Source organism: Ruegeria sp. BHSA123 (assembly GCF_059613425.1).
In genome coordinates, this window is record NZ_JBXWSL010000010.1 from 41485 (window position 1) to 66213 (window position 24729).

Below are 24729 nucleotides of genomic sequence, written 5' to 3' on the forward strand. Positions count from 1 at the left end.
CGTGAAGTACTTGATCAAGTGCGCTGTCATTATCGACTTTCTTGCTGTTGCTGGAGCTCCTGCTATCGCGGACGAGAAAACACATTCTTACACCGTCTTAGGTCAAAAGAGGTCTCTAATCCTGCTCAGCTTCACTCACCGACAGTTCTAGAAAATTGCGGAAGAGGAAAATTTGTGGCCAGCCCGCCGAGTTCGGCCGTGGTAGACAGCAATTCTCTAGTTCATCTAGGAGGTCGATCGCTCCAGAGTGCCCCCGAGTTAAATCGCTGATAGCCGTAGTCAAACAGCGCCCGCATGTACTCTGGATCGAAAGGCTCAGCTAAAGGAAAGTCGAAATCCGTTCCGATCCAAGTGGCTTGGTATTCAGCGCCTCTCTGCCGGCTAAGTTTGTATGCAATCTTCAGATCATCTACGCCTTGGGCTTTGATAAGTGTAGAAAGCGAGCGTCTAGAGACGTGGAATACCCCCGGTTTTATCACTTTTAGTTCTGGCTCAACTTTACCGTTTCGGATCGCATACAACTTGCCACCGCTAGCAAATTTCCTCGGAATATCCCATCCGGGCACGTAAGCGGTTTGAGAATAGACACCGCCATCGACGTGAAGTTCATCTCGGACACCATTCTGAGTTTCTACGTCGATTAGAACGGGAGGGAAAACGCCTGGTATTGAGGCTGAGGCTAGTAGCACGTCGCTGAATACCTTTTTTGCATTAGGTGACTGGCTATTAGCGATGACGCCTAAATCCCAAAGCACGGGCCTTTGTGCGTCCAAGCTGACCGATTGAACTAACAAACGCCGTCCGCGACGGTGTTCTTTAGCAATTTTTGCTAGAAAATCGTCAGTAATGTAGCTTTCAATAAGCTGCCTTAGTGGCTCAGAATTCTTCACGGAAGAACCGCTCAGGATCCCAGTAATGAACCTTCCTCTAAAAATCTGAGACGACGGCAGCCCACCATAGAGTTTTTTGAGTTCATCGTCATAATCGCTTCCCAGATAGGCGAAGGGCGCTGCCAACGCACCCGTCGAAACCCCTGTGACTGCCATAAACTCTGGACGAGTACCGGCTTCGCTCCATGCAGTAAGAATGCCGGCGGCAAAGGCTCCATTTTCACCACCGCCTGACAATGTCAGGGTGTAATCAGAAGAAATCCCTGATGCTCGTCGTTGGCGTAGAGCGGTTTCGAGAAGCTCACTTAAATTGGCTGGCGCGACATCGGCCCAATATCGAGCACCTTCGATGCCCGGAACTTGAGGGTTCTGGAGATCAGGGGCGCTTACTGGAGTCCTCGAAAAACTTGAGCAACTCACTTGGAAAAGCAGCAGTAAAACAAAGAGCTTTCTCCAATGCATGCGTCCCGTCTCCCCCACGACTAACCTTCTTCGACTAAGCCCCAACACCATTAACCTGTGCCATATCTCTTGATCGCCGTTTCAACCTTAGGCGCGCATTGTGTGCTTCCATCATTTTGGTCGCGGTAAAATTTCGCTTAAAATTTGAAAACGTACTTTTCATCCAATTACCGTTTCTCGGTAGGGGCCATTTCTGTACTGGTTGGAAGGACGTCGGTGTGAGATGTCTGCTCGGCACGAGACACGGGCTCAACTGACCATATCCTCTGCCCCAAATACAAAGCAAAACACAGCATGACCGCAAAATTCACCCAATAGAGCGCGATGTCACCGAAGTAGGTGGTGGCGGCATTCGCGATCAACGGACCGGTTATGGATCCCAATGTCCAAACTAATAGCATAGTTACCGCCGCCGAAGAGACAAAGACCGGAACCGTTCGATCAAGGGCGTGCGCCACAAGCAAAGAATAGAGGGTGAGCAAGCTGCCGCCCAGTAACACCAGTATGATGGAAAGGATTACGAAACCGATTGAATCGTAGTCGAATGAATTAACGCTATGGTCGTAGTCCACGTCGACGAGAATCCCCATAACAAAAAGAACAAGTGTTGCAGTGACCGAAGCAATTAAGATTACTACCCGACGGTCCATTTTGTCGGATAGCCAACCAAGCGGAAATTGAAAAAGAACTCGCCCCAGATAGATTAAGGCAACCATAATTGCCACATTTATGATCTCAATCCCAAGCTGAGCAGCGTTGTAAGGAACGACGCTCAACAGCGTTGTGGACACCACTCCGACAGCGAATGCACCTACGGCCGCAGCTGGTGCATCTTTGAACAATCCGCGCGCGCGAATAGGTACCATGGAGTCGTTGTTGGGCGGCGTTGATCGAGTAGTTGAGATAACCACAACCGATATGCAGTAAAACAAAGCGACATAGGTAAATGCCTCTCGAATATCGCCAGGCACTACAAAAACCAAAAACTGACTGAATACGGCGACTATGCCTACGATAATCGAATAGACGGCAAGGACGCTACCGCGTGTCTTTTCCTCTGCGGTTTCATTGAGCCAAGTATCGCCGATCGAAAACAGCCCTGCGGTCGCCAAGCCACTCAAGAAACGCAAAAAGACAAGAAATGGTGTGCTGGTGGAAACCGAAAATAGAATGGACACCGATATTGCAATAGCTGCCCCAGAAGCGAATGCACGGATGTGGCCAAAATCGGCAATGGATCTGGCCACGACAAAACAACCGACTAAAAATCCTGCCGAATATGCCGACGCCGCCATCGAAGCGGCTTCTTGAGATGCTCCAATTTCAGAAAACGCGAGCGGAACCAAAGTGCCAGATCCAGCAGTGGCCAACTGAACAGCAGCCATTGATATGAAGAGTGATTGAAGATTGAGAACTTGGTTTCTGATTGCCAATGGACTTAAGCTCCAAGTTGCACCGAGTCTCGGTCAGTTTTTCCTACTTCTCACTTCTACTCAAGTAGAGGCGCAGTATCTCCCAGAAAATAACGCTGCTCACATAGGTTCTGAAATTGAGTTTTGCTGAAACCGAAAACCGCTGAACGTTGTATTGGAACTTCAGGCTTGCGCAAAAATGGTATTTTGGTCTGCATTTAGTTGCGCAAAAAATACAACAATAAACTGTGTCCATGTACCCGTGGTTACGTTGAGCCATTTTGGCTCGAATTCAATTGTGAAAACCTTCTGACGCGGGCAAAGTTGGTTCAATCAATCTCTTTTCTCACGAAGCTTCTTGCGCCCTTGCAAGTGCGCAATAAGCGAGAGGCTTCGAAAATGTAGGGGAACAACAATGCAATTGATTTTCCTAGGTGCATTCGCGACTGTTTTACTTGGTGCTTTTCCGATCGTGACCGCAGCACAAGAAACCACAGAAACGATAAGACCAGCAAAGGTCTTCACTGTTGTTAAAGCCTCCTCTGACTTTGAAAGAATTTATCCTGCTATTGTCTACCCTTCGAGGGAAGTTGAGCTTTCTTTTCGAGTCAGTGGTCGAATTATAGAATTACCAATTAGAGCCTCTAATAGCGTAGTACAGGAAGGCGTTGTTGCCCAACTAGACACCCGAGACTTCGAAGTTGAAGTGGCAAGACTTGATAGCCAACTAGAAGAGGCCGAGGCGAACTTAGCAGTACTGAGATCAGGTGCACGCCCCGAAGAGATTACAGCTTTAGAAGCCTCGGTTCAGGCGGCTCAAGCCCAACGAGATCAAGCTCGGGAAGAATACATCCGCTCAGCTCAGCTCTTGGAGAGGGGTGTCATCCCTACTGCGCAATACCAGCAACGTGAGGCTGCCTTTCGTCTGGCAGAAGCCGAGTTGGTTTCGCAACAAGAGCGGCTGACAATTGGTCGAGTCGGTGGGAGGCCCGAAGAGATAATTGCTGCAGAAGCGGCGATCCGTGGGCTTAAAACACAAATTCAATCGGCAAAAAACAATCTTTCTGATGCAACACTTCGAGCGCCATTCGATGGAACGATTGCCAAGCGCAACGTGGACAACTTCCGAAATGTACAAGCCGGTGAAGCCATCGCCTTAATCCAAGATCTTTCTACCGTGGATGTAAGTTATGACTTACCTGGCGCTGACATAATCGCAATGTCGTCAATAGGCTTCGACAATGTTGCAAGTCTAGTTACGTTTGACTCCTTGCCTGGCGTAGAAATGAACGCAGACCTTGTCGAGTTTTCTACACAAGCGGACGCAGCGACACAAACCTATCGTGGTCGTCTGTCAGTAACCCCGCCTGAAGACTTGGTGGTACTGCCTGGGATGGTTGCGCGCGTGATTATAAGAGCAGACGGGCCAAGCGACACACAGGTTGTGGCTCCATTTTCAGCACTAGCGGCAAGCCCCGACGGTTCTCCTTATGTCTGGTTGTTGGATGGATCCAGCAACACCGTTAAGCGTCGACCAGTAGAACTGGGGGAAATACTTGACGACTTCGTGTTCGTTAAGTCGGGCCTTGAGGAAGGACACAGGGTTGTAACTGCAGGCTTGAGCGAACTTCAGGATGGAATGGTAGTTCGGCCGATTACAAAAGTTGGTGAGTAAAAATGGATCTCGCTAGGTTTGCAATTGAGAAGCGCCTAGTTTCGGCGTTGGTGACTATTCTAATCTTGGTGGTTGGCTATTTTGCATATTTAACTCTTCCTCGTTTCGAAGATCCTGAGTTCATAATCAGGCAAGCTCAGGTCATAACACCTTATCCGGGTGCCACTGCAGAAGAAGTCGCGGAAGAAGTCACCGAGGTCATTGAGAATGCTCTACAAGAGCTCCAAGGGGTAGAAGAGGTGAAGTCAGTCTCCTCACCCGGGCTTAGTACTGTAACCGTCGAATTTACAATCCCCACGACGCCCGATTATCCATCGCTTCACGCAAGATTTGCCCAACTGCGTGCAAAGATTCTTGACGCTCAAGCAAGTTTACCGCCGAACGCACTCCAATCTCAGGTCTACGATGACTTCGGCGATGTGTATGCCTTATATTTCGCGATTGTTGGCGATGGCTATTCAATAGCCGAGCTTCACGAGTATGCGAAGGAGCTTCAGAGGGAATTGGTTGCCGTCGGCGGTGTTTCCAAGGTTGTCTTAAGTGGCGAACAAGAAGAAGCAATCTTTGTGGAATATGCGCCAGCAAGGTTAATAGAACTGGGAATTTCACCACAACAAATTGGGCAAGTTCTAGAGGGACAGAACCTCGTAGCGCCCGCGGCTTCCATCAAGTCCAACTCGCGTCGCATAGAGATACGGCCGTCGGCAGCAGTCGACTCAATTGATGCTATTAAAGACTTAGTCGTATCTGTGCCGAGTAGCGGTGCATCATTTCGACTTTCCGATATCGCAACCGTGTCGCGCGGTTACGTTGAGCCCGCAAGCCCCCTACTTTTTCGGGATGGTCAGCCTGCAATTGGAATTGGAATATCCAATAGCCTAGGCGGAAACGTTGTGAACATGGGCGAAGCCGTCAAGCAACGGATAGACGAGTTGGAGAACCTAAGACCAATCGGAATCCAGATTTTGCCAATCTCTGATCAGTCTGCTTCGGTAAAAGAATCGATCAACGACTTTGTCATGAACGTGGTTCTAGCGCTCATCATCGTTGTAGGCATATTGCTTATTTTTATGGGGTTAAGATCCGGAATACTCATGGGGGGTATTCTGTTGGTCACTGTCGCAGGCACGCTTGCCGGTATGCAACTCCTGGGGCTCGACATGCAAAGGATTTCACTAGGCGCGCTGATCATTGCGCTCGGCATGCTGGTTGATAACGCTATTGTCGTTGTCGAAGGTACGCTTGTCCGCGTTCAACGCGGTGAAGCCACCAGCGACGCTGCTATCTCTGTCGTTAATCAAACCAAATGGCCGCTACTCGGAGGAACAGTTGTAGGGCTGTTGGCGTTTTCCCCAATTGGCTTTTCACCGGACAACACTGGAGAATACGCCGGGAGCCTCTTCTGGACCATTTCGATCTCGTTGCTTTTTTCGTGGTTGGTAGCGATATGGCTCACGCCCTATTTTTGCACTCTACTTCTGAAGCCAACCTCGGAAAAACCGCCTGCAGAGAATGCTATTCTCCGTGGTTATCGTTCGCTCCTCGCGTATGCGATCCGATTCCGGTACCTTACTGTGGGGCTTGTTGTCGCGCTCTTTCTCTCTGCGATCGCAGGGTTTGCGCTAGTACCGCCGGGCTTCTTTCCCAACAGCACTAGGGCACAGTTTGTAGTGGACTACTTTTTGCCAGAGGGAACCGACATTGAACAAACCAGTCAGGACATGCGAGAGATTGAAGCGCATCTCTTAACTCTACCAGGTGTCACCTCTACAAATCTGTCCGTGGGCAGCGGGCATTTACGCTTCATGTTGGTATACGACAGTGAAGACCAGAACCCCGCCTATGGTCAAATTTTGGTGGATGTAGAGGACTATCGGCAGATCGATGCATTGCAGCCGGAAATTCAGACTTGGGTCAACCAAAACTACGCTGACTCATATGCAAAAGTTTGGAAGTTTGTACTGGGCCCTGGTGGTGGATCGAAAATTGAAGCTGAATTTTCGGGACCCGATCCCGTTGTGCTTCGCGAACTCGCCGAACAGGCAAAACTGATATTCGCTGAAAACGGCGCCATCGCGATAAAAGACGACTGGCGCGAGCAAAAGCAAGTAATTCGACCAGTTATTGACACAGAAAACACCCGTAGGCTGGGTCTAACCCAAGCGGAAATATCCAGGGCAGTTTACTGGCATCAAGTAGGGGCGCCAATAGGGATTTATCGCGAAGGCGACAACCTCTTGGACGTAGTTATGCGCCCATTCGAAGCAGACCGAAACAATATCACTGACCTAAAAAACATCCAAGTTTTTAGCGATGTAGCCGGAGGGTACATTCCAATATCCCAAGTTGTTGAGCGATTTGATCTTGTTTTCGAAGCTGGGAACGTTAGGCGCATTGACCGCAAGCTTGCAATCACCGCACAAGCCGATAATGCACCAGAAGTCCTCTCAGGCGACCTTTTCGCTCAAGTCCGACCACTTGTAGAGGCAATCAATTTGCCAAGTGGGTATTCTCTTGAATGGAGGGGTGAGTATGGGGACTCGCAAAGTGCAAACGACGGTTTGGCTTCGACTATGCCGCTTGGGTTCGGAGCGATGATTGTCGTTGTTTTCTTCTTGTTTAACGCAGTCCGTCAGCCACTGATCATATGGTTGACGGTACCTCTGGCTCTCATTGGAGTCGTATGGGGGCTTGCGGCAACCAGAACCCCGCTCGAATTTATGGCAATACTGGGTATTTTGTCTCTAACGGGGATGCTAATCAAAAACGCTATCGTCCTTATTGACGAAACCGACACTCAGATTGCTGGTGGAAAACCTCGACTACAGGCTGTTGTCGACTCAGCTGTTCTACGCGTCCGCCCAGTGTCACTGGGAGTACTTACTACTGTTCTTGGAGTAATGCCTTTGCTGTGGGATCCGTTTTTCGAGTCACTCGCAGTGGTGATCATCTGCGGCTTGAGTTTTGCGACTGTGCTTACACTGATTATAGTCCCAACTCTTTACTCAATCTTCTTCAGAATAGATGAACTCGAAACCGCAACTTAACGACTGTAACTTAATCGTAGCCGCAAAAGTTCTTGTCAGATTAACTTTGCTTGAGCGGGGCAGGGGGTTTGCGTAGCGTTTGGGCATTAATAAACTTTCCACTTTCAAGTATTTCAAGTCTAGTCCCGAGATCATCCGCTTGGCGGTGATGCTATACGTTCGGTTTCCACTCTCGCTTTGGAATGTCGAAGACCTTGGTGGCTCGACAACCGGGTTGAGAACTCTCACCTGCCGTTCCGACGACGAGAAGTTGCGATCCAGCGTTTCACGCGTATGCGAAGTTTGCAGAAATTCGCGGCCATTCACTCTTCGTTTACAACCACTCAACCAGGAACGATCTCTCACCAGCCGAGACACCTTCAAGCTGACCCGCAGCGCCGATCTTGCCGAGTGGCGCGAACTTGGCATGGAATAAAGGACAGCGTCACTGGCCTAACAGAGACGAGTTCGAATCCGTCTGACAGCTCTTTCAAATTGGGAAGGCATGATCACATAGATTTCGTCGTTTTAGCCGTCAATCCGGACAGCTATAGTATATCAACGAAACCAATGAACGGGTCCAATCGTGCCATTCGTCCACCACGCAGCCGAATTCTTGGCAGACATCATCGATCTTCTGGTTGTAGCGCTTCTCGGCGTCTGGATCCTAACAATAGTCGTTCTTGCCGTGAAATCGTATTTCAAAGGCAAGAACCCAGAGCAGTTAACCCACGATATCCGTATTAGCCTCGGACGGCTAATATTGCTTGCGCTTGAATTACTTATTGTTTCTGACGTGCTCCACAGCATCGCCAGCAGGACGCTGGAAGATCTGGGTATCGTAGCCGCCGTCGTCGTTATCCGGGTTTTCATGGCGTACTTCCTCGACAAGGAACTCGAGCGATTGACCAAACAGGGCCACGCACCGCAATAAGAGCGGTTTCCCCCTCAGCACTGCCCCTCATTAAATAGGGGCGGAGTTCTTGGGGCCGTTGCAGTGAGTTCGGCCGATACCAGTGTTGCCGGCGTCGACGATTCGCCTTAAGCCAACATTCGAAACTGAGCCAATTCGGCTCGCTGAAGTATTGACTGGGGGCAAGCCCAAAAATACGATTTTGAGTTAGCCCGGCATCAGGCTGGCGCCGGTTCACAGATTTGACTGCAGCCGTTCCGGTTGTGCCAAAGGGGAGGATTTCGCTCTGGCATAGCGGTCCGTGCGAAGCCAGACTCATTGGCTTGCCGTGGGGGGAAACAAGCTGTCGCAGCACACTAAAATTACCAAGGGACTCGACATTCCGATTGGCGGCGCCCCTGCGCCAGTCATAGAGGATGCAGCCGGGTCGGGTAAAGTAGCTCTCATCGGAGCGGACTACATCGGTCTGGACCCGAAAATGCTGGTCGCCGAAGGGGATCGAGTTAGGCTTGGTCAGCCTCTCTTCCAACAGAAACGCGATCCGGCCATTCTTTTTACCGCGCCTGCAAGTGGTACGATTGCCAATATCCATCGCGGGGAGCGCCGTGTGCTCAAGTCGGTTGTCATCGACGTTGATGAAACCAGCGAATCTGACGCGACCACCAGTAACCCGGGTGGCGGAGACAAGGGCAGCGACGCCCTGCGGACCCGCCTTCTGGAGAGCGGCCTTTGGACAGCGTTTCGCACACGGCCTTTCAGTCGCGTCCCCGCATCAGACGCCCAGCCGAGATCAATCTTCGTTACGGCCTGCGATACGCGCCCGCTTTCCGGAGATCCGGAAACGGTCGTGGCAAGTTACCGGGACGATTTTGAGCGGGGGTTGGAACTGGTAGCAGGTCTGGCTTCGGAGATGGTGTTCCTCTGCACCGGAACCGGATGGTCGGGACCTGTCGGGGTGTCTTCCGCGATAAAGCATGTCGTTTTTGAGGGGCCGCATCCGTCCGGCCTGCCAGGCACCCATATTCACCATCTGGATCCTGTCGGGACCGAATCCGAGGTCTGGCATATCGGATATCAGGACGTCATTGCGATCGGAAAGCTCATCAACGAAGGGCGCATCTGGACCGAACGCGTTGTTGCACTAGGGGGCACCGGCTTCACAAGACCCAGGATGGTCCGTACCCGACTTGGCGCTGATCTTCCATCGCTTACAGCAGATGAGCTTTCACCGCCGACTTCGGGGAACCAGCCGGCCCGGCTGATCTCTGGATGTGTGCTGAGCGGCCGGCGTGCCCGCGGGGCCGAAGCCTACCTCGGCCGATACCATCTGCAGATCTCGGCAGTTCCTGAAATGCAACCAAGCCGGTGGCGGCCATGGGCGAAACCGCGGGAGAACAGGTACGCATTCGGCGATCTCCTTGTAAAAGCGTTTGGCCGCCCGGACTTCACGACAAATCAAAACGGACGGGCGTCTGCGATGGTGCCGATCGATGCATTTGAGCGGTTGATACCGATGGATATTTTGGCGGTACCATTGCTCAAGTCGCTTCTGATCCACAATACGGATCAGGCCCAGGCGCTAGGAGCTTTGGAGCTGGACGAAGAGGACCTGGCTCTCTGTTCCTTTATCTGTCCGGGAAAAAACGACTATGCGTCGGTGCTGCGCCGGAATCTGCAAACGATCGAAAGAGACGGTTGATCCGGCATGGCGACTCCCAGACCAGATAGGAACGCAAGAGTGGGAACCGGAAGCAGACCTGAACCGGACAATCTCGATCTGCTCAGGGAGTTAAGCGGCCGCTTGGGGTGGCGCATGACGATGCGGACCCTGTCGCCCCCACATGTACGGGATGCCAACAACATCGACCGAATTCTCAACCGGTTCATAGTCGCCACTCTGCCTTGCTGGATTATCGGCGTTTGGAATGTCGGAGAACAAATCGCGGTCGGAATGCAGATCGCAGGTATCCAGAACTTGTCAGGTTGGCGTGCGGAACTGATCGAAGGCATCGGGCTGCCAATCGAACCGGAGAACATTTTTTCGTGCTGGCTGCACGGGTTCCTTTACTTCCTGCCGATCTTTCTGGCCGCTTTGATTATCGGCGTTCTCTGGGAGATCCTCTTCGCCACCCACCGCAAGCGACCTTTAGACGAAGGGGTTCTGAGCATCGCCTGGCTTTTTGCACTGATCCTGCCCCCTACCGCCACCCTGTTTCAGGTATTCTACGGCATGACTGCCGCGATGGTGATCGGAAAGCTGATTTTCGGCGGAACCGGGCGCTATCTCGTGAGCCCGGTTATTCTGGGCATATGCGTCCTGTTCTTTTCATACTCGAGTGTCCTGCACGGACCGGGAGTGTGGATTCCTCTGGCGGGCTATCAAGAGCCGACCACTCTAGAATTGGCGATACTCGAAGGCGGTGTCCCGGCGCTGATCTCGGTCGATTACAGCTGGTGGCTTTTGTTTATTGGCAACCAACCTGGACCTTTTGGGGTGACTTCGCTTTTGGGATGCCTTCTGGGGGCGGCGTTTCTGCTGGCGACCGGCTCCGCCTCGTGGCGGATCATGGCCGGTTCGCTGGTAGGCTTGGTCGCGACGGTCAGTATGGTCGCCATGGTTGCACCGACGGAGTCTGCAGCTTTGAATATGCCTTGGTACTGGCACACCGTCCTGGGCGGCTGGGCGTTCGGCACGGTATTTCTGGCGACGGATCCAACCGCCGCTGCCACAACCCGAACTGGTCGATGGGCGTTTGGTATATTGGTCGGCGTCGTCACGGTCATCGTGCGTCTTACCAACCCCGCTTATTTCGAAGGGGTTGTCTTCGCGATTTTGTTGGCAAGCATCTTCGCGCCGCTGTGCGACCACTTTGTGGTTGAACGTAACATCAAGCGGCGACGCATCCGACAGGAGAAAAAGCAATGAACCGGGACGCCCTCCGCTCGCTCGCGGTTCTGGCCGGCGTTGCACTGGTGTGCGCCATTCTGGTCAGCGTGTCGACAACCACCTTACGCCCAATACAGGAGCGCAACGAAGCTTTACAGCGCTACCGCAATGTCGTGGCGCTTACGGGACTCGTGGACCAAAACGCCGACGACAACACCATTTTTGAGGTTGTCGAGCAGCTCGATGCACGGGTCGTGGACCTCGGGACAGGTGAATTCGCGGCGGAGGTCGACCCAGCTTCAATCGATACGCGGTCAGCAATCAACGATTTGGAAAGTAGCACCGCGATTCCGGCTGCCGAGGATGTCGCGCGATTGGGTCGCCGCGCCAACCATGAGGTCGTCTATCTCGTTTGGCAGGACCAGGAATTGAGGCGGGTGATATTTCCGATCAGCGGGCAAGGCATGTGGTCGACGATGTACGGCTTCATCGCTTTGGAGAACGACTTAAACACGATTGCTGCGGTCAGCTTCTACGAACAGGCCGAAACCGCTGGTTTGGGAGATCAAATCGAAAACCCGGGCTGGCAGACTCAGTGGCAGGGCCGCAAGTTGTTCGGCGACGGCGGCGACTTACGGTTCCGGATATCTAGCGGCAATGTTAGCCCTTCCTCTGCCGCCGCTGCCTACGAAGTCGATGGTCTGACTGGCGCCACGATCACCGGCAACGGTGTGACCAATCTGGTGCGCTACTGGTTCAGTTCGCACGGATATGGCGCGTTCCTTTCGAAAATCTCAGAGGAGCCACCGAAACGATGACACACATGATGTGGGAGGACAGACGATGACAGTCCGATCAACACTCTTCGGCCCCGTGTTCGAGGACAATCCTGTGCTTCTACAAGTGTTGGGTGTGTGCTCCGCACTGGCGATCACCAACTCGCTTTACACATCTCTGATCATGGGCATCTCGCTTACCGCGGTCTGCACCTTCTCCAACGGTGTAATCTCGGCGCTGCGCCATATAATACCGACTAGCCTCCGGATCATTATCCAGATGACCGTTATTGCTACGGGCGTTGTGGTCGTCGACCAAGTTCTGCAGGCCTTTGCCCCAGATGCTGCGCGCACACTTTCGGTTTTCATCGGCCTCATTGTCACCAACTGCATTGTTCTCGGGCGTGCCGAGGCTTTTGCCGCCAAAAACAGCGTCGGCATGTCCCTACTCGATGGCATCGGAAATGGGCTCGGCTATACGGCGGTCCTTGTCGCGGTCGGAACTATCCGCGAGCTTTTTGGAGCCGGTACGCTTCTTGGGGTGACGATTTGGCAAACGGCGACCGATGGCGGTCTGTTTGTCCCGAACCAACTGATGCTTCTTCCGCCCAGCGCGTTTTTCATCATTGGCTTTCTTATCTGGGCCCTTCGGTCGTGGAAACGCGAGCAGATGGAGTCCCCTGAGTACAATGAAGTTAAGGTGCGGCCAGAGCAACACCCCGACTTGGTGGGAAAGAACGCCTCATGACCGAGCTTTTCGACATTTTTCTGCGGGCGGTACTGATCGAGAACCTGGCGCTGTCTTTCTTTCTCGGGATGTGCACCTTTCTGGCAGTTTCCAAGGAAGTACGCACGACTATTGGTTTGGGGATCGCCGTGATCGTCGTGGAGACCATCAGCGTCCCACTTAACAATCTGATTTACGTCTTTTTTCTGAAGCCTGGCGCATTGTCATGGGCGGGTATGCCCGATCTCGACATGAGCTATCTCGGGTTAATCAGCTACATCAGCGTGATCGCCGCAATGGTGCAGATCCTTGAGTTGTTCCTCAAGAAATTCGCGCCGCCGCTTTATGCGTCATTGGGAATCTTCCTGCCTTTGCTCACAGTCAATTGCGCGATCCTAGGCGCGTCGCTGTTCATGGTGCAACGCGATTACAGCTTCGTTGAGAGCGCGGTTTACGGATTCGGCGTGGGAACCGGATGGGCAATCGCCATCGTCGCGCTGGCAGGCCTGCGCGAGAAAATGCGCTACAGCGACGCACCAGGTGGTCTGGAGGGGTTGGGTCTGACCTTCATCACCGTTGGCATCATGTCGCTGGCGTTCCTGGGGATTTCGGGGATCGAGCTGTAGATATGGTTGGCATCGAAATCATCGTCTCGGTCGTTCTCTTCATGTTTATAGTGTCGAGCCTTGGAGTGCTGGTGTTGCTGGCACGGTCCCGTCTGGTGCCGCAGGGCCAGGTGAATGTGAATGTCAACTCCAGCCGCGATATTGCGATGGATCCGGGCGGAAAGCTCCTCGTTGCGCTTGGCGAAAGCGATCTCTTTCTGGCTTCGGCCTGCGGCGGTGGCGGCACATGCGGACAGTGCAAGGTGCGTGTGCTTGAGGGCGGCGGCGAGCTTCTGCCGACCGAGAAATCCTTCATCAACAAGAAGGATGCGGCTACGGGCTGGAGGCTGGCGTGTCAGGTGAGCGTCGACAACGACATGAAAATCGAGGTGCCGGAGGACGTCTTTGGCGTCAATAGGTGGACCTGCAAGGTTCGATCTAACGAGAATGTGTCGACCTTCATCAAGGAGTTCGTCCTCGAACTGCCCGAAGGTGAAAAGATCGACTTTCGGGCGGGTGGCTATGTTCAGATCGAGGCGCCACCCTACAGTCTCAATTTCAACCAGATCGAAATCTCGGACGAGTACCGTGAGGACTGGGAAAAGTATAAACTCTTTGATCTCAGGTCTGTCGTGACCGAGCCAACTTTGCGAGCCTATTCGATGGCGAACTACCCGGCCGAGGACGACATCATCACACTGAATGTTCGAATTGCAACGCCACCGCCGGACGCGCCGAAAAATGCACCTCCGGGCATCGTTTCTTCTTTCATTTTCGGCGCCAAACCCGGCGACGAAGTTGTCGTCTCCGGACCCTATGGCGAGTTCTTCGCGAAAGACACCGTTGCCGAGATGGTGTTCATCGGGGGAGGCGCTGGTATGGCCCCGATGCGGTCACATATCCTGCATCAGTTGCGCACCCTGAAAACCAAACGAAAGATCAGCTTTTGGTACGGAGCCCGTAGCCTGCGAGAAGCGTTTTATGTCGAGATGTTCGACGAACTTGCGCGCGAGAATGAAAATTTTTCATGGCATCTGGTGTTGTCGGAACCCCTGCCTGAAGACAAGTGGACCGGGCTGACCGGGTTCGTTCACGAAATCCTTCTTCAGGAATATCTCTCCGATCATCCCGAGCCGGAGAATTGCGAATACTACATGTGCGGCCCGCCAGTGATGAATGCCGCGGTGATCGATATGCTGGATTCACAAGGCGTTGATGCTGAGAACATCTTGCTGGACGATTTCGGAGGGTAAGCAATTGGAAATGTTTCTTGTATCGTTAGCCATAATCTTTTGCAACGTCCTGGTTCTGGCCGTGATTCAAGTGATGCGAGGCGACGTCCTGCCGACTGGTTGCACCCCCAAAGGATGTCAGCGCTGTCGCAAGGACTGCCCGAGGAAATCGATGAACGACGCTCAAATCGAAGGTGGGAAGGCGTAAGATGCGCGTACGCGACTACATGACCCGTTCCATTGTCTCGCTCACGCGGGACACGGAGATCCTGAGAGCTCTGCATTTGATGCACGAGCATGACATATCCAACGCCCCGGTGGTCGATGAAGACAGAACGCTGATTGGAATTCTGAGTGACCGCGACTGTATCCGCGGCGTCATCCAGAGCACCTACCACTCCGAATTCGCGGGCCTGGTCGGCGATTTCATGTCTGGCAAGGTAGAAACCGTCGGTCCGGACGATGGGCTGATCGAAACAACGCGCCGGTTGATGGATCTGCCGCACAGGCTCTACCCGGTTGTGGCAGGCGACGATCTGGTTGGGGTGATCAGCCGGCGGGACATAATCTCTGCCCTGACCGAGAACTGGCAGTGGTCGAGTTGATGGGTGCGACATGAGAAACTGGAGCGAACCTTCAAGGACCAACCGGCAGCCGTACCAATTCTTTTTTGTGACAGCTGTTCTGATCACGGTTCTGGCTTTTGGCGTCCTCGCCAACATGACCAAGGCGCAGAGCGTCCGCAACCTGCCTCAGGCAAGCTTTACCGGTGCTGGCCCCGAAGCCTGCCTGTCTTGCCACGGGGGTCCGAATATGACGCTCATGGCGGACACACCGCATGGGGACGCGAGCAATCCTCACACGCCCTATGGCCAGGAGAGTTGCGAGTCCTGCCACGGACCCGGCAGTTTCCATGTTTCCAGCGCCCGTGGCGGTGTTGGTTTCCCGCCGCTCAATGATTTTCGCTTCGTTGGCCGGCCATTGCAAGGCCAGTTCAGTTCCTGCCTTGCCTGCCACGAAAAGACCTCTGGTGCCCGGGTGGGTATCGGTTGGACCGGAAGCGCGCATGACAACGGCGGCATGTCCTGCTCTTCCTGCCATCAGGTGCACGTAACCGAGAACTTACTGGCCGACGTGACACAGCAGCAGAACATTTGTGCCACCTGCCACGGCTCCGGCAACACGAAACACGCCGGTTTCGAGGAGAATGGCATTCGATTGGAGACATTGAAATGCAGCACCTGCCACAACCCACACGACCTATGAGTTGCCCCTGCATATCGGCTGCTTTTGGGAGGGTGCATTGGACCAAGTTCGCTGGCTTGCAGCCAACTGATAAGTTCGGAAATCGCTCGAGAAAGCAGTTCGCGAGCCAAAGGGAGGAATCGTCATGACTTGGAATCCTACGCGAGCAAATCTAATCACGGCGACGGCCGTTGGGTCGGTCCTAGTTGCTGCCACCGCGATCGGTGGGCCAAGTGACGAGGATCCTCGCATCGAGGCATGGGCGGACGATTGGCCTGACTACGTTGAAATGTATATGGTTACGAAGGAGATGGACTCGCCGACGCCATTCGGCGGCAACTACCCTTACAGCAAACTGATCCGATATCCCGGAAAACAAGCGCTCTGGGCCGGATATGCGTTTGCCGTCGATTTCAATGAGGATCGCGGGCATTACTACACGCAGATTGACCAGATGGAAACCAAACGCAATGACAAGGAATATCTTAACGCCCACGGTCTGCCGAACTTCCAAGGCCAGCCGGGTTCATGCATGAACTGCCACAGTGGATGGGCACCTGTTCTGGCTGACCAGATGGGTTGGGAGGATTTCAATCGCACGCCTTATTGGGAGACGATCGAGAAGCTACGTTCCGATTATGGACACGGCGTTGAGGGTGCTCAACTTGGCAGTTCCTGTAACGACTGCCACAACCCCGCCGATATGAGCTTGCGGGTGAACCGGCAGGGTTTCATCGAAGCAATGGTAACTCGAGGCTATGAGGCTGATCCGGTCAGTGGTATCAAAGGATCGCCGGGCGAAATGCGCGACTACGTCTGCGCGCAATGCCACGTCGAGTATTATTTCCAGGGAAAGGACGCAATCCTAACCTTCCCTTGGTCCGAATGGCCTAAGGGTCAACCCCTGCGGTTTGAAATGGTCGAGGAATACTACGACAACGTGCGCGAGGCTGGAATCTTTGCGCAGGACTGGACCCACGCCGTCACCAAGGCACCGATGTTAAAGATGCAGCACCCGGAGTATGAGGTCGTTTCCAGTGGTATCCATTCCAGATTTATGGGCTGTGTAGACTGTCACATGCCAAAAACCGAGTGGAATGGCCGGCAAGTCACTGATCACACCATGGGATCGCCGCTCAACAAGATCGACAATTGTCTGAGCTGCCACAACGACATGACCGGGGACCAGATGTACCAGCGTGTCTATGACATTCAGGTAGACATCATCGCGTCCTATTTGACTGCCGAAAAGGCGGTTCTCGCATTGATCGAAGACATTGCAATGGTGCGCGAAGAACTGGCCAAGAAGGACCCGTTTGCACAGATTGCCGATACGGCTGAGCAGGAGCGCGCAATCACCGAAGAACTCGCCGATGTGCTCGATTTCCACCGCCGGGCAAGCATGCGCTGGGATTGGATCGGCGCGTCGAACTCAACCGGAGCGCACAGCTCGCGCGAGGCGCACCGGGTTCTGGATCAGGCGGTTGATGTTGCAAAAGACGGTCAAAGGCTCCTGGTCAAGGTCGCTGCAGAGCATGGTATTGATCTGGTGCCGACTATGAATCCGACGCTTCCCAGTGCGCCAGATGTAATTGATCCCGATGACATAGTCGGTTCGCTTCCACCGGCCATCACGCAGGCCGCGGATCGACGGGTGCAAGACAAGTTGAGCCAATGACGCTGACTTCTGGTGTCTCGATTTGGTGCGCCTGGCGAGGCTGACTAACTAGTCCACGCCGCTGAAGTGCGTCATGAGTGCTTTCCGGAAACGGAAAATGTTGGAGTACAGACAATGATCAAGAGACGGACATTTCTGGTTGGAACGGTGGGTGTCGTATCCGGCATAGCCTCAGGCCTCAGTACTCCGGCGGTTGCCAATGCGACGGGTTTGGCAACGCTTTCCGGCGAGTCGATGGGAACCTACTACCGCATCTTGTTCCCGGACGACGCAGGAACCGTCGGATCGCTGCAGTTGAATGCGCTGGGGACGCTGGCGGAAGTGGACAGGTTGATGTCTACCTACCAACCCGATTCAGAGTTATCCAAGTTCAATTCAGCTGACATGAACTCACCGGTTACAGTTTCGGACCACACCCGCAAAGTTATCGAAGAAGCCCGGCGCGTAAACAACCTGACCAGCGGCGCCTTTGATGCAACAATCGGCCCTCTTGTCGAGCTCTGGGGTTTTGGCGCTTCAGGACGAAGACCGGCACCTCCGACCACCGTTGAAATATCGCAAACCGCTCGGCGATTGGGAATGGATGCCCTCATGCTTGAGGGACCAGAGATATGGAAAACGCGCCCACAGCTGGCAATCGATCTCAGTGGGATCGCCAAAGGCTATGCTGTTGACCAACTTTCAGAAATGCTCGATGCGCGGGGTGTCCAAAGCTATCTTGTCGATCTCGGCGGCGAGTTAAGAGCCAAGGGATACAGGCCAGAGGGCCGACCGTGGCGGGTCGGAATTGAACGCCCGGAACGGAGCCAGAGGGCAGTTCACCGGATCGTGGAATTGAACGATCGGGCCATCGCCACCTCCGGTGACTACCGCAACTTCATCAGGCAGGGTGGCCAGATCTTTTCACATGTGATCGATCCGCGCATCGGGCGACCGGTGGTTCATTCGTTGGCCTCCGTCACTGTTATCGCGCAAAACGCGATGACTGCGGACGCACTTTCGACAGCTTTGATGGTTATGGGGCCGGATGAAGGGCCGGCATTCGCGCAGCGACAGGGCATTGCGGCGTATTTCGTTATCCGCGATGGAAACCGTTTGATCGACCACAGCACTGCAGCCTTCAAGCCATTTGTTATGGACACAGCCTGACCGGATATGACGACAGGCTCTTTGGCCAGTATTGCATATAGTACCGTCATCCACGTTCCAGACACGCCAGTCGCCGTTGTGACTAACGTCGTTCAGATGATTTGAGCGGAGGCCCTCGACGGTGTTGATGTATGTTGACCAAGGAAGAAACCAGGAGCGCAATCGTGGTCAAGATGCGTGATGGCGAAGTCCTTGATGCATTGCTCAACTATGGTAGATCTATTCTACATGGAGTTGGACTATACCGAGACGGAGCGAAACCAGCTTCGCCTGTGGCGGCGATGGAAGATTACGTTTGATTGGTTCAACTACAGTGAGCCGCTACAACGGGTGCATCAGACCTTGTTGATCCATCGCCATCCCTGGAGCACGCGCGCGATTGCTAGATACACGAACTTGCCACAAACGACCGTTCGCCGGCAACTCGACATCTTGGCCGATGGAAAAGTGATTGAGCGTACGAAAGAAGGCGTTCAGGTTGCCGAACTACAAGTTGCATTCAACGTCAGCTTTCACCGAGAAATTTCCAAGTTCGTTCGTGGCGGGTGTCGCATGAACTCTAAATTACTAGAATTGCATAAAAAAACATATGGTTCGGATTCAGCAAATTTCCAGATGCTGGAAAACCATGTTTGGTGGCCGATCATCGATGAACCAGACGCAAACCATTTTTAGGCACGTTGAATTGGCTTACCATCGGATCACTTAGCCGATGAGTGCCAGCGTTACCTCAGGACCTTGCCGCGACGCCACTGCTTGTTAGCTCGACCTGGGTTTTGGTTGACCTGCAGGACAGTGACCAAGGTGTCAGCCCGTGCTGCTCTCCGGGTCGCCGAGCAGGAATGCGTCGCCCAGTACGGTTTTCCCATCCAGACTGTGTACCTTGCCACCTACGTAATAGATGATCTCGCGGCTCGCGATTACTCGTCCCACATGGCGCCCGGTGCACAACTCAAGCGCAGCCTCGGCCATCATTTCGACCGGTTCCAGCATGTCCGGGTTGGTCTTGGCGATCATCCGCGTGAAGTCCGCGCCGGGGGTCAGCACGATGGCCGTTGGCCGCATGGAGTTGACGAAAATCCCGTACTCCTGCACTTCGCGTGAGAGTGCCAAGGTCGCGCGGTCCAGCGCCGCTTTGGTTGTTCCGTATCCCCCCATTGAGAGAGTCGCTTCCTTAGAAATGCCGTTGCGGCCAGGCAGTTCGTCTATCTTGGCCGATCCGCTGCCGATGTTCAGTACCCACCCGGCGCCGGCCTTCTTCATCTCAGGCAAGCATTGCCGCGCAAGGTCGACCGGTGCGATCACGTTCAGTTCGAACATGAAAGTTAGCTCGCTGTGTTCGATCTTGATAAGCGGTTTCATAATTCCGGCCCCGGCGTTGTTCACCAGTATGTCGACTGGCCCGAAGAACTCGCTTGCACGCTCAATGAGCCCCGCTCGCGCCTCTGGATCTGTTAGATCGCAGGCTATCGCCGCCGCCTTGCCACCCATCACCTGAATATCCGCAACAGCGGATTCCAATGTGCCTGGTTGTCCTTCCTCTTCCCCCATCACCGGGGAGTTCAATACAACAGATGCCCCCTCTGAGGCTAGCCGCATCGCGATGGCTTTGCCTATACCCCGGCTCGCCCCGGAAACAAATGCCACTCTGCCGTTACAACGTCCCATTTCCTATTCCCTCCATGTTTAATCTGTTTCAGGGGCCACGCGGTCGCGGAGGCCTTTTTTCTTGTCCCAATCCTGGGTCTTAGCCTCCGATCTCAAGCGCACGACCAGCCAAGGGACGATCCAGAAGCAAATTGCCCCGAATGCCAAATCGTCGACGTAAGCAAGTTGCATCCCTTCCTTCACAACAATGTCTGCCGAGCCTAGGGTCAGGAAGATAAAAAGGCCGAAGTTGCAGATTAGCGGCAGCATCTCTTTGATCTTGCACGCGATCGCGAGGACGATCGCAGCGATCGGAATCACCAGTGCGAGGTCCCCATAAATGTCTGGCAATGCAGAGATCGACCAGGAAATCACAAGACCAAGCGCGCCGCCAATGAACACGCCCGGAGCCTGTTCGAGTTTCATTCCGATGGCGCTCCACATCGTAACCGCCACGAATGCGACCCAGGGGTCGTTGAGGCCAAGGAGCGACGTGACGAAAAAGTAGGCCGCAGCTAGGACCAGGATTGCCAATGTAATCAAAATCGCTTTCCAGAATGGTAGATCTTGCATTCAAACTCTCCTGGCTTTGTTCAAATCTCGTCTTGAAAGACAGATTTGCACGGCGGTGGTCTTGTCGGAGCGCAGTTATTGTTCCAGGCCCTATTGGGTGCCCTGCCACCAGAGAATTTCTCGACAGCAAGATTGGCCATGAACCTGAGAGTCTCCTCGGCCGGAAGCGCATTTAAGGCTTCGCGATCGGTGCGGTTCTTTGCACAGGAACGGAATAGGTTTCTCTAATGCCCCGAGCTTAGCCTGCAATCAGAGCCCAACGACACAATTTATCCTCAAACGACGGCACTGCTCTAATTCTCTGAAGCTTCTAATCCCTTCCAGTTTAAATTCGATCTCAGTTTGGTGTTCGCCTGAGTCTGGATAATGAGGGGATCGCCGGGATTTTTCAAAGGCTAGTTGAGCCAGAATGGCTCAGAGCGTTTTTCAAAAGGTCTTGTCAGAATTACTTGAGTTGAGACGGGCAGGGCGGTTGCATAGCATTTGGGCATGAATAAACCTGCAGCATTGAAATTCCTCAGGAAATTGATGAAGCGCTATGGCAGTGCAGAAGAGATCGTGACGGATCGCCTCTGCGTAAAAGCGATGCCCTTCCTCCGTTTCCTCTACCACCGGCATTCTTCTCTTCCCTCAAAAGCAAGCAACATTCTCACTCAGGTTAGTTAAAACCATAGTCACAGCACCTCGTGAAGCTCCAAGTGGCAAGTTGCTGTAGCGCAGCTCTTGCTCAGATGCGCAGGTTGAGGCAGACGGTGAACGTCCTCCGTAATACAGATTTAGTTAACCTGATAACAGGTGGGTTTGCGGGCGCACAGAGAAGCGGCTCATCGCAAAATGTCCGCCTGATGTACGCCCAGAAAAAATTCAAGAGACTCCAGCGAGGTCTCATACTATTGCATTTAGAACAAGTTTTCTAACCCATTAATTGATAAGAAACAGGTACATAGCGGAAGCCGTCACCACGGGTTTCGACGTAACCTGCGGCGGGGAAGGGCATGTGATAGCCGACCATCGGCACCTTGTCGGCTGCCAGCATGCCAAGAACGTTTCGGCGCGCGGCGGTTGCGGCGGCCTTGTCCATGTCAAACCGAACCTCCCATTCCGGATGGGCAAATGACCACACGTAATGGTTGGCCAAGTCCGCTGTCAGCAGAAGGCTCTGTCCGTTGCTCTCCAGATGATAAACCGTATGACCCGGGGTATGGCCGTGGGCCGCAACCGCAGTTATGCCCGACGCCACTTGCTCTCCATCACCGACAAAGCTCATCTTCTCGGCCATCGGTGTGACTTTTGCGGCCACAAGATCACCGACATTGTTTCCGGCCTCCTGCGCGGACCAGAAATCGTATTCCGTTGCCGACGTCACATAGCGTGCGTTGGCAAAGGTCGGTGCGCCATCCGTTGTCATGCCGCCAATATGGTCGGGATGCATGTGGGTCAGTACGACAACGTCGATCTGATCCGGGCTGACACCTGCATCGGCCAAAGCGGCCTGAATGCCGCCCTGCCCAAGACCGGTGTCGAACAATACCAGTTCCGATCCGGTGTTGACCAGTGAGGGGGTAAAGAAGAATTGGGCGGTATCGGCGGGAATAAAGTTCTCGGCCGAAACCTTTGCGAAGTCTTCATCTGACGCTCCGCCGCCAAAGATATCCTGGGCGCCATCGCGGGGCAGGCTGCCATCCAGCAAGGTCGTAACAGTAAAGTCGCCGACATGGAATGACTTGGCGATGGTCGAGTTGGCCTTGGCGTCAGAGCCTGCGGCCAAAACCGGCGCTGCTGCCGTGGCAAACGGCAAGGCGGCAGCGGTTCCCAAGGCGGCACGGCGAGTAAGTTTGATCGTCATTATCGTTCTCCCTGTCAGAACACCTTTAGAAAAACTAGAACGGTGTGAGATTCTGACCAGATGTTACGACATCCACGCAGGGTGCATGGATGAACAATACGTGTTAATTTTTGTTCATGTCGCGATCACAGAACAAAACCGTTCCAACGGATCAAAGTGTAGAAGACTTCCTTAATTCGGTCCAATCAGAACGTCGGGCCGAAGAGACGCGCGCTCTGGACGACCTGTTTCGGGCTACCACCGGATTTGATCCGGTCATGTGGGGCCCGTCGATGATAGGGTATGGCCGTTATCACTATCGCTACGCCTCGGGCCGAGAGGGCGATTTTCTGGCAACCGGATTTTCCCCGCGCAAGTCGGCGCTGGTGATTTATATCATGCTGGGTTACGCGGATTTTGGCGGCATTCTGGCCCGGTTGGGTAAGCACAAGTTGGGCAAGTCCTGCCTGTACGTGAACAAGCTGGTGGATATCGACATGCAGGTTCTGTCGGAACTCATTCGCGCCGGGTTAGACGACCTTGACAGGATATGGCCCGTGGAATCGCGTTGAATCACCTGATGGATCAAGCGGCGGCTGGACAAAAACGCGCCCATGTGACAAGAGCCGCGCCAACAGGAGACACCCATGACAACCACCCGTTTCGCCCCGTCGCCCACCGGTTACATCCATGTGGGCAACCTGCGCACCGCCCTGATGAACTATCTGATCGCCCGCAAGGCGGGCGGTACGTTCATCCTGCGCATCGATGACACCGACCCCGAGCGCTCGAAAGAGGAATATGTCGATGCCATCAAACAGGATCTTGAGTGGCTGGGTTTGCACTGGGATCGCGTCGAGCGTCAATCCGAGCGTTTGGATCGCTACGCCGAAGCGGCTGACAAGTTGCGCGCGATGGGGCGGTTCTATGAAGCGTTTGAGACGCCCACCGAGCTGGACCTGAAGCGCAAGAAACAGCTGAACATGGGCAAGCCGCCGGTTTATGACCGTGCCGCGCTGAACCTGTCGGATGCCGAGAAGGATGCGCTGCGCGCTGAACGTGGCAACGGTGTCTGGCGTTTCAAGCTGGATCACGAACGGATCGAGTGGACCGATGGAATTCTGGGCGACATCTCGATCGATGCGGCCTCTGTCTCTGATCCGGTTCTGATCCGTGGTGATGGGCAGGTTCTTTATACGATTGCGTCGGTGGTGGATGACACTGAAATGGGCGTGACTGATGTCGTGCGCGGCTCGGATCACGTGACCAACACTGCGACCCAGATTCAGATCATCAAGGCACTGGGCGGGGATTGCCCGCGCTTTGCGCATCACTCGCTGCTGACCGGCCCGCAGGGCGAAGCTCTGTCGAAACGCCTGGGTACGCTGGCCCTGCGCGATCTGCGTGAACAGGGCGTGCAGCCGATGGCACTGCTGAGCCTGATGGCGCGACTGGGTTCGTCCGATCCGGTCGAGCTGCGCTCGGATATGGCCGAGTTGATCGACGGCTTTGACGTGAGCCGGTTTGGTGCCGCGCCGACCAAGTTCGACGTGCAGGACCTGTTCCCGCTGACCGCCAAATACCTGCAATCGCTGCCGCTGGCGAATGTGGCCGATGCTGTCGCGGATGCCGGGGTGCCTGCCGAACTGGCCGAACCGTTCTGGGCCATGGCGCGCGAAAACATCACCACTTTGGCCGACCTCAAAGGGTGGTGGGACCTGTGCCGTGACGGCGCCGAACCGTTGGTTGCCGATGAAGATCGCGAATTCATCGCTCAGGCCATGTCGCTGCTGCCCGAAGGCCCGTTCGATGGTGAAACCTGGGGAGCCTGGACCAATGCCGTGAAAGAGGCAACAGGCCGCAAGGGAAAAGGCCTGTTCATGCCGCTGCGCAAGGCGTTGACAGGTGCAGAACGTGGCCCGGAAATGGCGGCGTTGCTGCCGTTGCTGCAGGTGATCCGCGCGCGCGTCTAACGCGGTAGTACGCGACATTTAAGGGCCACGCCTT

At 54.1% G+C, this 24729-nt stretch carries 21 protein-coding genes and 2 pseudogenes; 18 read left to right on the forward strand and 5 right to left on the reverse strand.

Annotated elements, in window-relative coordinates; all coding sequences use genetic code 11:
• Window positions 1-221: 221 nt before the first annotated feature.
• Together AC2FNC_RS07750 and AC2FNC_RS07755 are read right to left on the reverse strand one after the other, a co-directional pair.
• Window positions 222-1352 (reverse strand): patatin-like phospholipase family protein, encoded by a 1131-nt coding sequence (locus AC2FNC_RS07750; protein WP_170537721.1) that lies wholly within the window; start codon window positions 1350-1352, stop codon window positions 222-224.
• Window positions 1353-1519: 167 nt separating this feature from the next.
• Entirely contained in the window at window positions 1520-2785 is a 1266-nt protein-coding gene (locus AC2FNC_RS07755; protein ID WP_170537720.1) for an MFS transporter, read from the reverse strand.
• A 394-nt stretch (window positions 2786-3179) separates the two neighbouring features.
• Between AC2FNC_RS07755 and AC2FNC_RS07760 the strand changes: the two genes are divergently transcribed.
• The 15 genes and pseudogenes from AC2FNC_RS07760 to AC2FNC_RS07830 all read left to right on the forward strand — a co-directional run bounded on the left by AC2FNC_RS07760 (window position 3180) and on the right by AC2FNC_RS07830 (window position 19352).
• Window positions 3180-4439 (forward strand): efflux RND transporter periplasmic adaptor subunit, encoded by a 1260-nt coding sequence (locus tag AC2FNC_RS07760; protein ID WP_496714957.1) that lies wholly within the window; start codon window positions 3180-3182, stop codon window positions 4437-4439.
• Between the two features lie 2 nt (window positions 4440-4441).
• Window positions 4442-7486, forward strand: a complete 3045-nt coding sequence (locus tag AC2FNC_RS07765) for an efflux RND transporter permease subunit (protein ID WP_496714958.1) — start codon at window positions 4442-4444, stop codon at window positions 7484-7486.
• A 198-nt stretch (window positions 7487-7684) separates the two neighbouring features.
• Window positions 7685-7901 (forward strand): annotated as a pseudogene (locus AC2FNC_RS07770) (IS6 family transposase); the annotation flags it as partial.
• 180 nt (window positions 7902-8081) lie between these two features.
• Entirely contained in the window at window positions 8082-8399 is a 318-nt protein-coding gene (locus AC2FNC_RS07775) for a DUF1622 domain-containing protein (RefSeq protein WP_496714960.1), read from the forward strand.
• 280 nt (window positions 8400-8679) lie between these two features.
• On the forward strand, window positions 8680-10077 hold the full coding sequence (locus tag AC2FNC_RS07780) for a Na(+)-translocating NADH-quinone reductase subunit A (protein ID WP_496714962.1): 1398 nt from the start codon (window positions 8680-8682) through the stop codon (window positions 10075-10077).
• A gap of 114 nt (window positions 10078-10191) precedes the next feature.
• Complete coding sequence (locus AC2FNC_RS07785) at window positions 10192-11304, forward strand: RnfABCDGE type electron transport complex subunit D (protein ID WP_496714964.1); 1113 nt, start codon at window positions 10192-10194, stop codon at window positions 11302-11304.
• Window positions 11301-12083, forward strand: coding sequence for a Na(+)-translocating NADH-quinone reductase subunit C (locus AC2FNC_RS07790; protein WP_496714966.1), 783 nt, complete (start codon window positions 11301-11303; stop codon window positions 12081-12083). Before AC2FNC_RS07785 ends, AC2FNC_RS07790 begins: the two co-directional genes overlap by 4 nt.
• A gap of 25 nt (window positions 12084-12108) precedes the next feature.
• Entirely contained in the window at window positions 12109-12789 is a 681-nt protein-coding gene (locus AC2FNC_RS07795) for an NADH:ubiquinone reductase (Na(+)-transporting) subunit D (RefSeq protein ID WP_170537714.1), read from the forward strand.
• A complete protein-coding gene (gene nqrE / locus AC2FNC_RS07800; protein ID WP_496714968.1) occupies window positions 12786-13394 on the forward strand; it encodes an NADH:ubiquinone reductase (Na(+)-transporting) subunit E in 609 nt (202 codons plus the stop codon). Before AC2FNC_RS07795 ends, nqrE begins: the two co-directional genes overlap by 4 nt.
• A 2-nt stretch (window positions 13395-13396) precedes the next feature.
• Window positions 13397-14626, forward strand: coding sequence for an NADH:ubiquinone reductase (Na(+)-transporting) subunit F (gene nqrF, locus AC2FNC_RS07805; protein ID WP_170537712.1), 1230 nt, complete (start codon window positions 13397-13399; stop codon window positions 14624-14626).
• 188 nt (window positions 14627-14814) lie between these two features.
• Window positions 14815-15210, forward strand: a complete 396-nt coding sequence (locus tag AC2FNC_RS07810) for a CBS domain-containing protein (RefSeq protein ID WP_496714970.1) — start codon at window positions 14815-14817, stop codon at window positions 15208-15210.
• Between the two features lie 10 nt (window positions 15211-15220).
• Complete coding sequence (locus tag AC2FNC_RS07815) at window positions 15221-15871, forward strand: cytochrome c3 family protein (protein WP_496714972.1); 651 nt, start codon at window positions 15221-15223, stop codon at window positions 15869-15871.
• Window positions 15872-15995: 124 nt separating this feature from the next.
• On the forward strand, window positions 15996-17528 hold the full coding sequence (locus AC2FNC_RS07820; RefSeq protein WP_496714974.1) for an ammonia-forming cytochrome c nitrite reductase subunit c552: 1533 nt from the start codon (window positions 15996-15998) through the stop codon (window positions 17526-17528).
• 114 nt (window positions 17529-17642) lie between these two features.
• Window positions 17643-18677 carry an FAD:protein FMN transferase gene (locus AC2FNC_RS07825; protein WP_496714976.1) on the forward strand — a complete coding sequence of 345 codons (1035 nt, stop codon included), beginning with the start codon at window positions 17643-17645 and terminating at the stop codon, window positions 18675-18677.
• Between the two features lie 228 nt (window positions 18678-18905).
• Entirely contained in the window at window positions 18906-19352 is a 447-nt protein-coding gene (locus AC2FNC_RS07830; RefSeq protein WP_170537707.1) for a winged helix-turn-helix domain-containing protein, read from the forward strand.
• Window positions 19353-19484: 132 nt separating this feature from the next.
• Here AC2FNC_RS07830 and AC2FNC_RS07835 read toward each other — a convergent pair whose 3' ends face one another.
• The gene (locus AC2FNC_RS07835) at window positions 19485-20345 is read right to left on the reverse strand and encodes an SDR family NAD(P)-dependent oxidoreductase (RefSeq protein ID WP_170537706.1); all 861 of its coding nucleotides are present in this window, start codon (window positions 20343-20345) and stop codon (window positions 19485-19487) included.
• Between the two features lie 18 nt (window positions 20346-20363).
• Entirely contained in the window at window positions 20364-20897 is a 534-nt protein-coding gene (locus AC2FNC_RS07840) for a hypothetical protein (RefSeq protein WP_496714979.1), read from the reverse strand.
• Between the two features lie 492 nt (window positions 20898-21389).
• Here AC2FNC_RS07840 and AC2FNC_RS07845 point away from each other — a divergent pair.
• A pseudogene (locus AC2FNC_RS07845) lies at window positions 21390-21467 on the forward strand (IS6 family transposase); the annotation flags it as partial.
• Window positions 21468-21810: 343 nt separating this feature from the next.
• Here AC2FNC_RS07845 and AC2FNC_RS07850 read toward each other — a convergent pair.
• On the reverse strand, window positions 21811-22743 hold the full coding sequence (locus AC2FNC_RS07850; RefSeq protein WP_496714981.1) for an MBL fold metallo-hydrolase: 933 nt from the start codon (window positions 22741-22743) through the stop codon (window positions 21811-21813).
• A gap of 116 nt (window positions 22744-22859) precedes the next feature.
• Between AC2FNC_RS07850 and AC2FNC_RS07855 the strand changes: the two genes are divergently transcribed.
• Window positions 22860-23294 (forward strand): DUF1801 domain-containing protein, encoded by a 435-nt coding sequence (locus tag AC2FNC_RS07855; protein WP_496714983.1) that lies wholly within the window; start codon window positions 22860-22862, stop codon window positions 23292-23294.
• A 75-nt stretch (window positions 23295-23369) separates the two neighbouring features.
• Window positions 23370-24695 carry a glutamate--tRNA ligase gene (gene gltX, locus AC2FNC_RS07860; protein WP_496714985.1) on the forward strand — a complete coding sequence of 442 codons (1326 nt, stop codon included), beginning with the start codon at window positions 23370-23372 and terminating at the stop codon, window positions 24693-24695.
• Window positions 24696-24729: the final 34 nt, after the last annotated feature.